The organism is Pseudomonas sp. NFACC05-1 (genome assembly GCF_900100135.1).
GTDB classification, from domain to species: domain Bacteria; phylum Pseudomonadota; class Gammaproteobacteria; order Pseudomonadales; family Pseudomonadaceae; genus Aquipseudomonas; species Aquipseudomonas fluorescens_Q.
This window is the reverse complement of the sequence record NZ_FMTR01000001.1, coordinates 354,985-368,562: the sequence shown is the minus strand read 5'-3', so window position 1 is coordinate 368,562 and position 13,578 is coordinate 354,985. Positions and strand designations below refer to the sequence as shown.

Genomic DNA, 13,578 nt, shown 5'->3' with positions numbered 1-13,578 from the left:
ATAAACGCAGGCTCCACACCCCCATCAGCAACGCGCCGAGCAAGACCAGTGCACAACTGGCTGCATTGCGCAGACTGAAGTCCGTGCTGACCAGAATCGCGACACACCCGAGCACTCCCGTCAGTCCCGCGGGGAGCATCAAGATCAGGGGGGAAGAAATTGCCTGTCCTTTCACCTTCATCTCTCCAGTTCAGTGCGGATCCGACGGGACCCCGCGCAAGACATCCACCCTTGGGATGCCTGGTTTTGTTGACTTGGAGAGATAATGGCCAAGTGATGGCGGCGAAACTATCGGAGCATCCTGATTTACACCTAAGGATTGCGGTTGGTGCGGTAGGAGAATTCCTACCCGAAGGTGACAGCCCCCCAAAACGACAGCAAAAAAAACCAGCGACAGGCGCTGGTAAACAAACTGGGACTCGCACGCGTCAGCCAAATCGCGACTCGCTGCCCTGCCCCGTGGCCACCCAGAGCGCTTCAAGACTCTTGAAGCCCCAGGTCTTCTCCGACTCAATGCTGACGATGCTGTCCTGCCCACAGGCCAGATCAATACATTCGGGAGGCAGCGGCACACGACTCGACGCCGAGTAGAAAACCTTCACCCTGGGCGTGAGCAAATAATCGGCGTGTTGCTCCATTACCACCGCCAACCTGCCACTTTGAAGGCGAACCAAAGCACCAACCGGATAGATACCAATGCATTTGACGAAGGCGTGAAACACTTTCTGATCGAAATGCCCGCTCCATCCCGCCATTTTTCGAATCGATTCGGCGGGGCCCCAGCGATCCCGATAAGGACGGTCAGACGTCACGGCGTCATACACATCACAGACAGCGGCCATGCGCGCGAATAGACTGATCTGGGTGCCACATAACTTATGGGGATAGCCACTGCCGTCGACCTTCTCATGGTGATGCAAGCAAACGTCCTGCACACGGGAGGTGAAATGCCTGCTATCCGCCAGCATCCTGGCACCCTCCTCGGGGTGCCTGCGCATCGTCATGTGTTCGGTGTCATTCAAGGGCAATGGTTTCGCCAGGATGGCCGCGGGTATCACCATCTTGCCCACGTCGTGCAGCAAGCCCGCCAGCCCGGCTTCTTGTACCAGCAGCGGCGGTAAATCCAACTGACGTGCCAAACCAATCATCAACCCACAGACGGCTACCGAATGCATGTAGGTATATTCATCGACGGTCTTGAGGCGCACCAGGCTGAGCAGTGCATCAGGATGACGTAACAGCGAGTCGGAGATTTCACCCACCATGTCCGTGACTCGATCCAGTTGAACGATCCGGCCCATGCGCAAGTCGCCGAACATCTCCATGACAGCCGCCTTGGAACTGGAGCAAAGGTTGACCGCCCTCAACAACTCTTCGCTCATTGCCACCCTCGGACGCGGTCCGGGTACTTCGGTGCACGATCGGGTCGGCAAGCGCGGGGACTGCTGAGCCTGCACAGTGGGTTCAGCAGGCGCAGAGGCTTGTACGTCCACTCCCTTGGACAGGTCGATCCATGCACCATCAATGTCCGAGGCAATGACTTTCTCCAGCACCTCCTCATTCTGAATCAGGAAGCCTTTGCTCCAGAACGGACGCTCTATGCAGGAACCGGACAGCTCCTGGACATACATTCCTACGCAAAGATCGGTCACACCGATATATTTCAACACGATGCAGATCCTCCTCTGTCCGCAACCGCTCACCCTGAACTGCCCGAGGCGCGGTTGTCTTGGATTCGCACCAGGATGCCACCCCAGCCCTTGAATAATAGCTAGGTGCCACCCCATGAATAATCGGAGCAATCTTATTTAGGACTAGGGAATACAGAGGGTCGTGTAGGGATATTCCTACTATGCGTCACCCACTAAGAACGGAACGCATCAACCTTGAGCCCAAACCGACTCATCTTGTTGTACAACCCGCCACGCGACACATTCAGCCGTTGAGCAGCCAGGCGGATGTTTCCGCGCGTGTCTTTAAGGGCGGCGATAATGGCATTCATCTCATGGGTGCCCAGGTCCGGCGCCATCCGCGGCCCGGGGGCACTTCCCCATGTCGATGGGCGCCCTCGCTGCCTGATTTCCAGGGCAAGATCGCTCGGCTCGATCAGTTCAGTCATCGCCAGGTTGGTCGCCCGCTCAATGACATTTTCCAGCTCACGGACATTGCCTGGCCAGTGATAGGCGCCAAGCATGTCCAGCGCCGCGGGCGAAAGGTCCTGCATCGACTTGCGTAGCGACCGCGCGCACCGCGCGAGAAAATGCCGCGCGAGCAACGGTACATCTTCGCGGCGCATCCGCAGTGGCGGCACCGTCAGGTTCAGCACGTTGAGCCGGTAGTAAAGGTCCTCACGAAAGGCGCCTTCGGCCACGGCCTGGCTCAGGTTGCGATGGGTGGCGGCGATGATGCGCACGTTGACCCGCAGCGATTTTTTCGCCCCCACCCGTGTCACCTCGCCTTCCTGCAGGACACGCAATAGGCTGACCTGCGCATCAAAGGACATGTCACCGATTTCATCCAGGAAGATCGTCCCACCATCGGCCAATTCGAACTTGCCTGCCGACCCACCACGCGCCGCGCCGGTGAAAGCGCCTTCGACATGTCCAAACAGTTCGCTCTGCACCAGGTCACGGGGAATGGCGCCGCAATTAACCGCCACAAAAGGCCCGCCACAACGGTCACTGCCATTATGGATGGCCTGGGCGAACAGCTCCTTGCCAGTGCCGCTCTCACCGAGGATCAGCGTGGTCGAATCACTGCGACTGGCAACCCGCGCCAGGTGCAGTGCATCCTCAATCGCCTGTGAACGGCCGAGGATGGTTTCGAAGGTGTAGCTGGCCTGGGTGCCAATGATCCGCCGGGTGATTTCCCGGATGCGTCGGTTCTCGCGCAACGACACAATCCGCCCGCCTTGCTCCAGCGGGCAGACCGACACCAGGCAGGCCAGATGGCTGCGGTCAGGCAATTCAAAGGTGCAGTCCAGGTCGCGCACGCCGTCCCCGCCCGCGAGCAGGACTGCATCGGTCAATTCGCTCTGGCCCAGGCTCTTGAACGGACTGCCGAGCAGGTCATGGCCGACGCGGAACAGTTGTCGAGCGTAATGGTTGAGGGCCTTGATGCGGCCCTGCTCATCCAAAACCACCAAGCCCTCGTTGAGCACCTCAAGGACTGTCTGTTGTTCTTCCAGCAAGGCTTGCAGCGCCATCTGCCTGGAGACCGCCTCGGCCGCAGCCTGGACGGTGCCCAACGTATGGAAATGAAACCAGCCGGGCTCTGCCGTCAAGGTCAACATACCCAGCGTCCGGCCTTGGGCATCGCGGATTGGCGCGGCGGCGCAATGCATCCGGCGCTGGCGCAGGCCAAGCCCGAAGTTCTCCTCGGCCAGCACATACACCAAACGGTCTTCGACAATCGCCAGCCCGGTGCAGTTGGTGCCCTGTACCGACTCCAGCAATCGACTGCCGATGGGTGTGAGGTCCAGGCCACAGAAATACAACGTCGTGCCTTCGGCATCGGTCAGGTTGATATGGCCCCTGGGGTTATAGGCGAGCAAACCGCGCATGACTTGCGCCGCAGCGGCGATCAGCACCCGGTTGGCGGCCAGTGTCGCGGTCAGGTCGGCAGGCGCGACAAAACGGTACTCGCCGTCTTCTGGGTCGAGGCCGGCATGGACGCTGCGCAACCAGGATTCCCAAATCACCCGGCGGATCCCCGCAGGCCGTTCGATAGCTCCCTGCAAACACGCGCGCCAAGCCTCATCCAGCGCAGTGCCTGGCCCTTGGTTCAACGCCGCGGGGCCCAGCGTGGTGAGGTAGTCACGGTCTTCGGCGCTCAATGCTGCAGGTTGCTGGTTCATTATTCGGCCCCATGTCCATATTTTCGACATGTCAGTATAGACATGTCATTTAAATGAACATGATTTTGAATAAAACCAAATAAATCCCCTTTAATATCAATAAGTTAATTATTGGCACAGCGCTTGCTCCCTGCTTGCACAGACGAGGACATTCTTACCGCCGAGTCGCTAAAACAATAAAGGGAGTCATGTTCATGAGCACATCCAAGACCCTTCGCCTTGGCCTCATCGGCGCCGGCCGCATGGGCAGTTTTCACGGCCTGACCGCCGCCCGGCACATCCCCGGCGCCTGCCTCGCCGCCATCGCCGACCCTACGCCCGGCCAAGCCGCACGCTTGGCGGCAGAACTGGACGTGCGGAAGGTCTATACCGACCCACAGCAATTACTCGATGACCCGGACATCGACGCCGTGCTGATCGCCGCTCCGGCACGCAGCCATGCCGAGTTGGTGATCAGTGCGGCCCGGGCCGGCAAAGGCGTGTTCTGCGAAAAACCGATGGCCATCACCCTCGACGAAGCCGACCGCGCCATCGCCGCCGCTGCCGACGCACGGGTGACGCTACAAGTCGGCTTCAACCGCCGCTTTGCCAAAAGTTTCCGCACCGCTCACCTGGACGTGGTTGCCGGCCGGATCGGTACACCCCAACTGCTGCGCTCGCTGACCCGTGACCCAGCGCTGAACAACCCGGCCGCGTCGCCGCAATGGGTGATCTTCCTGGAAACCCTGATCCATGACTTCGATACCTTGCGCTACCTGAATCCGGGCGCCGAGGCGGTTGAGGTTTTTGTGATGGCCGATGCCCTGATCGCTCCGGCCTACAAGGACAAAGGGTTTCTCGACACCGCGGTGGTCACCATCCGTTTCGACAATGGCGCCATCGCCACGGCCGAGGCCAATTTCCAGGCCGTGTATGGCTACGATGTCCGCGGCGAAGTGTTCGGCAGCGCTGGCATGCTGACCATGGGCAACGTCAACGATTCCGACTTGCTGCGGTACCTGGCCAATGGGGTCCAGGCCGACACCCAGCGCATGGACACCGACTTGCTGCGGGATGCCTATGTGGCCGAGCTCAACCACTTCGCCAACTGCGTGCGCAGCGGTGAAAAACCTCTTGCCAGCGGTGAAGACGCGCGGGCGGCACTGGCCATTGCCCGTGCCTGTATCGATTCCTTCCAACAGGGCAAGGCGGTGCGCGTGCAAGGAGCCCGGTCATGAGTTTCAGCCCGTTCAAACTGGCGATCAGCGCCGAAATGGTCTTCCTCGACCTGCCCTTCATCGAGCGTGTCAAACGCATTCATGCCCTGGGCTTCAGCGTCGAGATATGGAACTGGACGACCAAGGACATCCAAGCCCTCGTAGCGAGCGGCGCGGACTTCACCTCCATGACCGGCTACATCTCAGGCAACCTGACCGATCCCGAGGGCATCCAGCAACTGCTCGACAGCGCCCAGGAATCCTTGGCGGTCGCCGCTCAATTGGGCTGCCCCAGCCTGAACCTGCATGGCACCGGCCTGGGTGACCAGGGCCTGCCGGTCAAACCCGTGGCCCAGACCACCGGGCGCATGTGGTTGAGCGCCTGCAAGACGCTGGAAAAAATTGCCCGCCTGGGCGAAGACGCGGGTCGGGTGTTCCTGCTGGAAAATCTCAACACCGCAGTCGACCACCCGGGTACGCCGTTCGCCCGCGCTGACGATACCCTGGCGCTGATCGAAGCCGTGGGCAGCCCGCACCTGAAGATGAACCTGGACCTCTATCACGCACAGATCGGCGAAGGAAACCTGATCGAACTGATCCAGCGCGCCGGCAGCGCCATCGGCGAAATCCAGGTCGCCGATGTGCCGGGACGCATGGAGCCCGGCACCGGTGAAATCCACTATCCCGCCATTGCCAGGGCCTTGTTCGGAATGGGATACAGCGGTGTCGTCGGCCTCGAAGGCTGGGCCAGCGGTGACAGCGAGGTCGCGCTGGAGCGTTTCCGGCAGGCTTTCACGCTTGATGGATAAAGCCGCGCCGTGTTCAAGACGTGCGGCAGATTTTCATCTCTTGGTGACGTACAACTCATAACAACAAAAGGACAATCATCATGCGTCGTTGCACACTGCTTTTCGCCACCCTGCTATTGCTGTTCAGCCAATGGGCCGCCGCCGACTACCGCATCGGCGTCAGCATCGCCAGGGTCGACGACAACTTCATGACCTACGTGCGTAACGGCCTGGACGAGGCCGCGAAAAAGGAAAACGTGCAGATCCAGTTCGAGGACGCCCAAGGCGATGTGGTGCGCCAACTCAACCAGGTCCAGGGCTTTATCAACCAGAAAGTGGACGCGGTCATTGTCCTGCCGGTGGACACCTCCGCCACGGCCAATATCACCCGCGCCGCGGTCGAAGCGAAGACGCCGCTGGTCTACGTCAACCGTCACCCGGACGAGCGCACCTTGCCCAAGGGCGTCGTCACGGTCGCGTCCAATGACATCGAGGCCGGACAGCTGCAGATGCGCTACCTGGCCGAAAAGCTCGGCGGCAAGGGCAACCTCGCGATCATCATGGGCGACCTGGCGCAAAATGCCACCCACGACCGCACCGAAGGCGTCAAACAGGTGCTCAAGGACTATCCCGGCATCAAGATCGTCGAACAGCAAAGTGCCGAGTGGCAGCGCAACAAAGGGATGGACCTGACCAGCAACTGGCTGCTGGCGGGCAGTCGGTTCGACGCCATCGTCGCCAACAACGACGAGATGGCCATCGGTGCAGCCATGGCCTTGCAGCAGGCCGGCAAAGCCAAGGGCGAAGTCGCCATCGTCGGGATCGACGGCTTGCCCGACGGCCTCGCGGCGATCAAACGCGGGATGCTGGTCGCCTCGGTCTTCCAGGACCCCAAGGCCCAGGCGAGCAGCGCGGTACAAGCAGCGCTCAAGATGATCAAAGGAGAGCCGGTGGAAACGGACGTCTGGGTGCCCTTTCAGTTGATCAAGCCTGAGCAATTGGCGGTGTTTGAGCAACATTACAAGTAGCGACAGGCCCCTCATTTCGCCGCGATCCCGACAAGGGATTAGCGGCGACTTGCAAGCCCAAATCCTATTCTCTGCAGGACGACCTCGCTAGCCGGTCTACTTCCCTCCGGTCACATCCAGAAAGGTGCCCGTCACAAACGAAGCCTCCGGCCCCGCCAACCAGAGAATGGCCCGCGCCACCTCCTCCGGCCGGCCGCCACGCCCCATCGGGATCGTCTCCTTCACCCGGTCGACTCTGCCCGGCTCTCCGCCACTGGCATGCATCTGGGTATAGATATGCCCGGGGCGAACGCAGTTGACACGAATACCCTCCCGGGCCACTTCCTTGGCATAACCGGTCGTGAAGGTTTCAACCGCCCCCTTGGACGCTGCGTAGTCCACGTATTCATTCGGGCTACCGAGGCGGGCTGACGCCGAAGAGATATTGATGACGGCACCGCCACGCCCGCCATAACGGTAGGCCATGCGCCGGGTCGCGTGTTGCGCGCAGAGCATCGGGCCCAAGGTGTTGACCGCAAAGATTCGCTGCATGCGCTCGAAGCCAAGATCTTCCAAGCGAGATTGGCGTGCCAATATCGAAGCGTTGTTGACCAGCACATCGATTCGTCCGAAGCGCAGGTCAAGGGTGGCGAAGAGTTCGGCGACCTGGGCTGGGTCGGCGTTATCGGCACGTACCGCCAAGGCACGGCTCCCCTTGGCCTCGACTTGCGCTGCCACCGCCAACGCCGACGCCTCATCGGCGATGTAGGTCAGCACGACGTTGTAACCTTGCTCAGCGGCCAGCAGGGCCGTCGCCGCCCCGATCCCGCGCCCGCCTCCGGTGATCAGGATCACGGGTTTTTGCGAACGGTCATTCATGGTCAATCCTCACAGCCCAATGAAAAAAGTGGCGTCAACCGATAACCAGCGTACCGAGCGCGATGACGGCGCAAGCCAACAGCTTGCGCAAGGTCAATGCTTCGCCAAGAAAGGCGTACCCGATCAAAGCGGCGAACATGACGCTGGTTTCCCGCAGGGCGGACACCGCCCCCATCGGGGCATGGGCCATGGCATAGATCACGACGCCGTAGGCCAGCAATGAAACCAACCCGCCAGCGAAGGCTGCGGCGATACCTGGCCGCCAGGCAAAGAGGCTGCTGGCATCTCGCAGTCCGATATAAACCAGGGGCATCATCACGCCCCACAACAGGCACATCCAGGCGGTGTAGGCCATTGGCGCCCCGGAGAGGCGAACACCCATGCCATCGACGACGCTGTAAGCGGCAATGAAAAAACCGGTTCCCAGTGCGTAGCGCAAGTCAGGTAACGCCCGTCGGCGCCCGGTATAAGCCAGCGAGAGGATTCCGGTCGACACCAACGCAATACCTAGCAGACCACTCGGCGCCACCCGCTCGCCCGCGAACAGCGAAGCGGCCAGGACGATCAGGATCGGGGATACACCGCGGGCGATTGGATAGGTCTGGCCCAGGTCGCCGGACTTGTAACTGCGCACCAGGAACAGGTTGTAACCCACGTGCAATACAGCGGAGAGTCCGACGCAGAACCAGCTGGCACGGGCGGGCGGCGCCAGCAGCGCCGCCACGATGACGCTCGCCAAGGCTATCGCCACGCACATGATGGTCATGGACCACAAACGGTCGGTGCCCCCACGCAGCATGGCATTCCAGCTGGCGTGCAGCAGCGCGGCGAACAAGACGAGGCAGATGATGTGTAAAGGCATGCATCATCCTAGACCGATCGAGTAGCGCCAAAAAAGCAAAGTCTCCTCATCCCGACATGAAGAAAACCTCATGCATAAGCGTGCTGCGCGTCCAGGGCCTGGGTAACCAGCCAACGACGAAAGTGGGTGATATGAGGCTGGGTCTCGATCCCCTTGGGGCATACGAAGTAATACGCCAGGGGCGATGCACACGGCAGTTCGAAAAGCCTTTCAAGACGGCCGTCATTGAGTTCGGCTTCGACATGCCCGCTGCGTGCCAGCGCGATCCCTTGTCCCAGGAGTGCCGCCTCGATGGTCATATTGGTATCTGCGTAGCGAATGCTTTCCTTCAAGCTCGTGACCTCGACGCCCACCTGGGCAAACCACTGCTCCCATTTCGGCACCAACGCTGCACCATCGCGCGTAAGCAGCGGATAGCGCAGCAATTCGGCGGCCGTTTGAGGCGTACCAAAGCGTGCAAGCAACGTCGGGCTGGCAACCGGGAAAATCTGCTCGCGGAACAGAAACTCTGAAAACAGCGAAGGAAAATGCCCGTTGCCCAGGCGGATAGCCACGTCCGGGTCTGTCGTCGAGAAATTAATGGGGCTATCGGTACTGTCCAAGGTAAGCAGAATTTCCGGATGCGCTTGCGCCAGATCAGGCAGCCTGGGCAGCAACCACTTCAAGGCGAAAGAATAGGTCGTGCTCACGCTCAGCCGCTGCCGCCCGTTCTGCTCGCGCAGATCGGCCAAGGTGGCCTCGAGCTTCATGAAGAACTCCCGCACGATGGGCGCAAGCGCTGCGCCTGCCGAGGTCAGGTGCTGCGAGTTACCGCGATGAAACAGTTGCAATCCCCAGAGCTGTTCCAAATGCTTGAGCTGGTGGCTCACTGCGCTCTGTGTGACATGCAACTCCTCTGCTGCCGCGGTGAACGTGGCGTGCCGCGTAGCGGCTTCAAAGGCGCGCAGGCTCGAAGAAGGAGGGAGGTTTCGCATGATGGTCCCTTCTATGAGTAAACGCTCATGCTAGCGCCTTTGCGTCTGTCGTTGTAGGCAAGCTGAGCAGCGACGGGCTTGCTCGCGCTGGCGGCCAGCGTGCGAACTACCGCATTCATTTGGGCAACGCGGCCATCCACATCGAACCTGGCAACTATCTGTGCATCGTGCCCGCAGGCAGCAGCGTCACGGAGTTCTACCTGCCGTTCGCCGACACCGACAGGAAAATGGCCGAGGTGCTGAGCAAGATGTTTCTGTTGCTGGATGACATGAACATCACCGATAGCCTGATCCTGGAGCAAATACAGCGCGGCGGCTGATGGTCAAGAAAATCGAATGACGTCATTCAAGCATTGAAAACACACTCACCCGGCTCAGAGCTTGGCTTTCGCCAGATCCGCAATCAGAAAATCCCTGAATGCACAAACCGCTGCCGGTAAATTGCGTCCAGCCATGCTTTGCAGTTCGATGCGCCGCGCATGCATGCCTTCATCGAGGATCGGCAAACATTGCAGTGCCTTGTCCGCCACCTGCTTGTGCAAGGTCATTTCGCTGGCCAGGCTGATCCCCCCCTCTTCGCGGACGAAGCTATAGAGCGAGGCAACGTAATTAGTGGTCAACACCGGGTCGAACAACAGCCCCTGTACACCGCAACAGATGTCGAACAGTTGCCGTATCGTGGTGTCGGCCTTGGGTAACGCAATGGGCCAGGGTTGCAGCTCAGCGAGGCTGACCGCTTCACGCCCGGCCAAAGGATGAGCGTTGGAGACCACGGCAAAAATCGCCCCGCTCAGGACATGTTCGACCTTGATTTCCTTTTGCGGCGTCAGGCTGAAGGTCATCGCCAGATCGGCTTCACCGGAACGCACCTTCTCGGTCGCTTCGGCAGGCGCACAGACCTCCAAGGTGAAATGAATACCCTGATACTCACGCCGGAACGCGCTGATGGTCCTGGGCATGTATTCCAGTGCAAAGCCTTCCGAGCAGGCCACATGCACATGACCTCGTTGCAAGCCATGCAGCTCGGTAATTTCCAGCACCACCTGCTCGGCCTCAAGCTGCGACTTGCGCGCATAAGCCGCCAGTCGTGCCCCCGCCTCGCTCAGCACCATGCCCCGGGCACGACGCTCGAACAGGCTGGCATCCAGGGCCAATTCAAGCTTGGCAATCTGCCGGCTCACCGCTGACGCCGCGACATTCAGCCGTACCGAGGCTTCGCTGATCGATCCGCATCGCGCCACTTCAAGAAAATAGCGCAGTGCCGTGGACTGCACACCATACAGCTGCATCGGCGCCCCCAAGGTTTGCCTTTTCGGCAAAGGAAGTATCGAAATATTATTCTTGTGGCATTGATAGCCTTTCCCTACATTCGTGTCCAGATCAAAAAAAATACAGCCTGATCTTTTTACCCCCTTTCCGCTTTTGCGATTCGCTGCCCTTTGATTCAACCACTCTCGCCAACGGAGACGACGGCATGGGCATCAAAGGTTTCGCCTGCACTATTGCGCTGATGGGCTTCATCAGCAGTTTTCCGGCTCACGCCGGTAAAGCCAACGACACCCTGGTTTACGCTTCCGACAGTGAGCCTGAAAACATCAGCCCCTATCACAACGATCTACGCGAAGGCGTGATTCTCGGGCGGCTGATCTGGGACAACCTGATCTACCGCGACCCCAAAAGCGGCCAATACCAACCCATGTTGGCCACTGGCTGGAAACAGGTCGACGACACCACCATCGATTTTGAGCTGCGTAAAGGCGTCAAATTTCACAACGGCGACGCCTTCACCGCCGACGACGTGGTGTTCACCCTCAACTACGTGGTGTCGCCTGAAGCGAAAGTCGTTACCGTGCAAAACGTCGACTGGATCAAGAGCGCCGAAAAAACCGGTGACTACAGCGTCCGCCTGTATTTGAAGAAGCCTTTCCCTCCGGCCCTGGAATACCTGTCCAACGCCGTTCCGATGTTCCCCAAGCAGTATTTCGAGAAGGTCGGCCTGGCCGAATTCAGTCGCAAGCCAATCGGTACCGGGCCGTACAAAGCCGTGTCGGTGGTGGCTGGCGAAGGCGTGACGATGGAGATCAACAAGGACTACTTTCCGGACAGCCCACAAGGCAAGCCCCATATCGGCCACCTCAAGTTCCGGGTGATCCCGGATGCGGAAACCCGCCTGGCCGAGTTGATGACCGACGGTGTCGACTGGACTTGGCGCGTGACCCCGGATCAGGCAGTCGACCTTAAAGGTATGCAGAGCCTGACCGTGACCAGCGGCGAAACCATGCGCATCGGTTTCCTGATTCTGGATGCCCGGGGCACCTCCACTGAAAACTCGCCCATGAAAAACCTCAAGGTGCGTCAGGCCATCAACCATGCGATCAACCGCAATGCGCTGGCCACGCAATTGGTCGGTGGCGAAGCCAAGCCCTTGCAGGTGGCCTGTTATCCAGGCCAGTTCGGCTGCGATACCACCGCGGCCACGGTCTACGACTATGACCCGGCCAAGGCCAAGGCGCTGCTTGCCGAAGCCGGTTACCCCAATGGCTTCGAGACCGAAATCTTCGCTTATCGCGACCGTGATTACGTCGAAGCCATCATCGGCAACCTGCGCGCCGTGGGCATCAACGCCAAGCTGCGCTTCTTGAAGTACGCCGCCCTGCGCGATCAGCAGCGTGGCGGCAAGGTGCCCATGTCGTTTCAGGCCTGGGGCTCGTTCTCGATCCTCGACACCTCGGCGTCGGCCGGCACCTGGTTCAAGGGCAATCCGGACGACAACATCAAGGATCCGCAAGTCCAGGGCTGGCTGCAGACCGCCGATAACGCCCTCGACCCGCAAGTGCGCAAGGAGAACTACCGCAAGGCGCTGCAGCGCATCAGCGAACAGGCGTACTGGGCGCCGATGTTCAACTACTCGATGAACTACGCCTACACCGCCGACCTCGCGTTCACGCCGTACCCGGACGAGCTGCCGCGTTTCGTTCAGTCCAGTTGGAAATAATCCGCACCCAGCGGATTGATCGAGAGGTGCCGTGGCTTGCGGACCAACCCGCACCACGGACACCACCTGACATGTCATCCATTGGATACGAGGAAACTTGCCATGCTTGGATTCCTTCTGCGCCGGCTGGGCATTGCTATTTGCGTGGCCATTACCGTGTCGGTGATCAGCTTTTCTCTGTTGCACCTGTCCGGCGACCTGGCCACGGCCATTGGCGGACCGGAAGCCACCAGCGAACAGATCGAACAGATCCGCGTGCAATACGGCCTGGACAAACCGCTACCGACCCAGTACTTCAACTGGCTGGGCGATTTGCTGCGGCTGGACCTGGGCGACTCTTTTTTCTTTCAGGAATCGGTCTACAACCTCGTCGCCAGCCGCTTGCCGATCACCCTCGGGTTAGGGGCCATGGCGCTGGGCATCGCCTTGCTGGTGGCGATTCCACTGGGCGTGCTGGCGGCGGTCAAACGCGACACCTGGATTGACCGGTTGGCCTTGAGCATCGCGGTGCTGGGCCAGGCGATGCCCAGTTTCTGGTTCGCGCTGATGTTGATCGTGGTGTTCGCGGTGACGCTCAAGTGGCTACCGGTGTCCGGCAATTCGACCCTGCTGCACTTCGTCATGCCGGCCATTGCCTTGGGCTACTACGCGACGCCGGCCATCATGCGCCTGACCCGTGCAGGCATGCTTGACGTGCTCAGTTCCGATTACATCCGCACGGCCCGCGCCAAGGGCTTGCGCCCTGCCCGCGTGTTGTTCAAGCACGCACTGCGCAACGCCTTGATTCCGGTCGTCGCGCTGGCGGCGGTGGAGTTCGGTTTCATGCTCGGCGGTTCGGTGGTGATCGAAACCGTGTTTTCCCTGCAAGGCATCGGACAACTCGCCTGGGACGCCATCGCCCGTGACGACTTTCCGGTGGTACAGGCCGTGGTGCTGCTGATTGCGGTGATCTACATCATCCTCACCCTGCTGGCCGATGTGCTCAACGCACTGCTCGACCCGCGCATCCGCGTGCGCTAGG

Annotated in this window: 12 protein-coding genes; 6 read left to right on the top strand and 6 right to left on the bottom strand. The window is 60.2% G+C overall.

The genetic code is table 11. From position 1 onward, the window contains the following. Positions 1-428 precede the first annotated feature (428 nt). Together BLO97_RS01695 and BLO97_RS01690 are read right to left on the bottom strand one after the other, a co-directional pair. Entirely contained in the window at positions 429-1,670 is a 1,242-nt protein-coding gene (locus BLO97_RS01695; RefSeq protein ID WP_092344598.1) for a cyclic di-GMP phosphodiesterase, read from the bottom strand. A 194-nt stretch (positions 1,671-1,864) separates the two neighbouring features. After that, a complete protein-coding gene (locus tag BLO97_RS01690; RefSeq protein WP_092344596.1) occupies positions 1,865-3,856 on the bottom strand; it encodes a sigma-54 interaction domain-containing protein in 1,992 nt (663 codons plus the stop codon). 194 nt (positions 3,857-4,050) lie between these two features. On the opposite strand from BLO97_RS01690, the gene BLO97_RS01685 reads away from it, so the two are divergent. From BLO97_RS01685 to BLO97_RS01675, 3 genes are all read left to right on the top strand, one after another. Then, positions 4,051-5,073: a Gfo/Idh/MocA family oxidoreductase gene (locus BLO97_RS01685; RefSeq protein ID WP_092344594.1), complete on the top strand. Its 1,023-nt coding sequence runs from the start codon at positions 4,051-4,053 to the stop codon at positions 5,071-5,073. Continuing rightward, positions 5,070-5,861 carry a TIM barrel protein gene (locus BLO97_RS01680; RefSeq protein ID WP_092344592.1) on the top strand — a complete coding sequence of 264 codons (792 nt, stop codon included), beginning with the start codon at positions 5,070-5,072 and terminating at the stop codon, positions 5,859-5,861. The genes BLO97_RS01685 and BLO97_RS01680 overlap by 4 nt, the downstream gene beginning before the upstream one ends. Before the next feature lie 80 nt (positions 5,862-5,941). After that, positions 5,942-6,868 carry a sugar ABC transporter substrate-binding protein gene (locus tag BLO97_RS01675; RefSeq protein ID WP_092344590.1) on the top strand — a complete coding sequence of 309 codons (927 nt, stop codon included), beginning with the start codon at positions 5,942-5,944 and terminating at the stop codon, positions 6,866-6,868. Positions 6,869-6,964: 96 nt separating this feature from the next. On the opposite strand, the gene BLO97_RS01670 is transcribed toward BLO97_RS01675, so the two are convergent. The 3 genes from BLO97_RS01670 to gcvA form a co-directional block, all read right to left on the bottom strand. Beyond that, positions 6,965-7,726 (bottom strand): glucose 1-dehydrogenase, encoded by a 762-nt coding sequence (locus tag BLO97_RS01670; RefSeq protein WP_092344588.1) that lies wholly within the window; start codon positions 7,724-7,726, stop codon positions 6,965-6,967. A 34-nt stretch (positions 7,727-7,760) separates the two neighbouring features. Further along, a complete protein-coding gene (locus BLO97_RS01665; protein WP_092142376.1) occupies positions 7,761-8,588 on the bottom strand; it encodes a DMT family transporter in 828 nt (275 codons plus the stop codon). 68 nt (positions 8,589-8,656) lie between these two features. After that, positions 8,657-9,562 (bottom strand): transcriptional regulator GcvA, encoded by a 906-nt coding sequence (gcvA, locus tag BLO97_RS01660; protein WP_092344586.1) that lies wholly within the window; start codon positions 9,560-9,562, stop codon positions 8,657-8,659. A gap of 119 nt (positions 9,563-9,681) precedes the next feature. Between gcvA and BLO97_RS01655 the strand changes: the two genes are divergently transcribed. Beyond that, positions 9,682-9,882, top strand: coding sequence for a DUF7737 domain-containing protein (locus BLO97_RS01655; RefSeq protein WP_256571560.1), 201 nt, complete (start codon positions 9,682-9,684; stop codon positions 9,880-9,882). A 54-nt stretch (positions 9,883-9,936) separates the two neighbouring features. Here the strand turns inward: BLO97_RS01655 and BLO97_RS01650 are convergent, their stop codons facing one another. Next, positions 9,937-10,851, bottom strand: coding sequence for a LysR substrate-binding domain-containing protein (locus BLO97_RS01650; protein ID WP_092142397.1), 915 nt, complete (start codon positions 10,849-10,851; stop codon positions 9,937-9,939). Positions 10,852-11,036: 185 nt separating this feature from the next. On the opposite strand from BLO97_RS01650, the gene BLO97_RS01645 reads away from it, so the two are divergent. Both BLO97_RS01645 and BLO97_RS01640 read left to right on the top strand, forming a co-directional pair. Beyond that, positions 11,037-12,557 carry an ABC transporter substrate-binding protein gene (locus BLO97_RS01645; RefSeq protein ID WP_092142400.1) on the top strand — a complete coding sequence of 507 codons (1,521 nt, stop codon included), beginning with the start codon at positions 11,037-11,039 and terminating at the stop codon, positions 12,555-12,557. 102 nt (positions 12,558-12,659) lie between these two features. After that, complete coding sequence (locus tag BLO97_RS01640; protein WP_092142403.1) at positions 12,660-13,577, top strand: ABC transporter permease; 918 nt, start codon at positions 12,660-12,662, stop codon at positions 13,575-13,577. Position 13,578 lies beyond the last annotated feature (1 nt).

Excerpts from the sequence above, each read along its gene's own strand:
- BLO97_RS01690 (WP_092344596.1), bottom strand. The coding sequence starts at position 3,856 with ATGAACCAGCAACCTGCAGCATTGAGCGCCGAAGACCGTGACTACCTC.
- BLO97_RS01685 (WP_092344594.1), top strand. The coding sequence starts at position 4,051 with ATGAGCACATCCAAGACCCTTCGCCTTGGCCTCATCGGCGCCGGCCGC.
- BLO97_RS01680 (WP_092344592.1), top strand. The coding sequence starts at position 5,070 with ATGAGTTTCAGCCCGTTCAAACTGGCGATCAGCGCCGAAATGGTCTTC.
- BLO97_RS01675 (WP_092344590.1), top strand. The coding sequence starts at position 5,942 with ATGCGTCGTTGCACACTGCTTTTCGCCACCCTGCTATTGCTGTTCAGC.
- BLO97_RS01670 (WP_092344588.1), bottom strand. The coding sequence starts at position 7,726 with ATGAATGACCGTTCGCAAAAACCCGTGATCCTGATCACCGGAGGCGGG.
- BLO97_RS01665 (WP_092142376.1), bottom strand. The coding sequence starts at position 8,588 with ATGCCTTTACACATCATCTGCCTCGTCTTGTTCGCCGCGCTGCTGCAC.
- gcvA (WP_092344586.1), bottom strand. The coding sequence starts at position 9,562 with ATGCGAAACCTCCCTCCTTCTTCGAGCCTGCGCGCCTTTGAAGCCGCT.
- BLO97_RS01650 (WP_092142397.1), bottom strand. The coding sequence starts at position 10,851 with ATGCAGCTGTATGGTGTGCAGTCCACGGCACTGCGCTATTTTCTTGAA.
- BLO97_RS01645 (WP_092142400.1), top strand. The coding sequence starts at position 11,037 with ATGGGCATCAAAGGTTTCGCCTGCACTATTGCGCTGATGGGCTTCATC.
- BLO97_RS01640 (WP_092142403.1), top strand. The coding sequence starts at position 12,660 with ATGCTTGGATTCCTTCTGCGCCGGCTGGGCATTGCTATTTGCGTGGCC.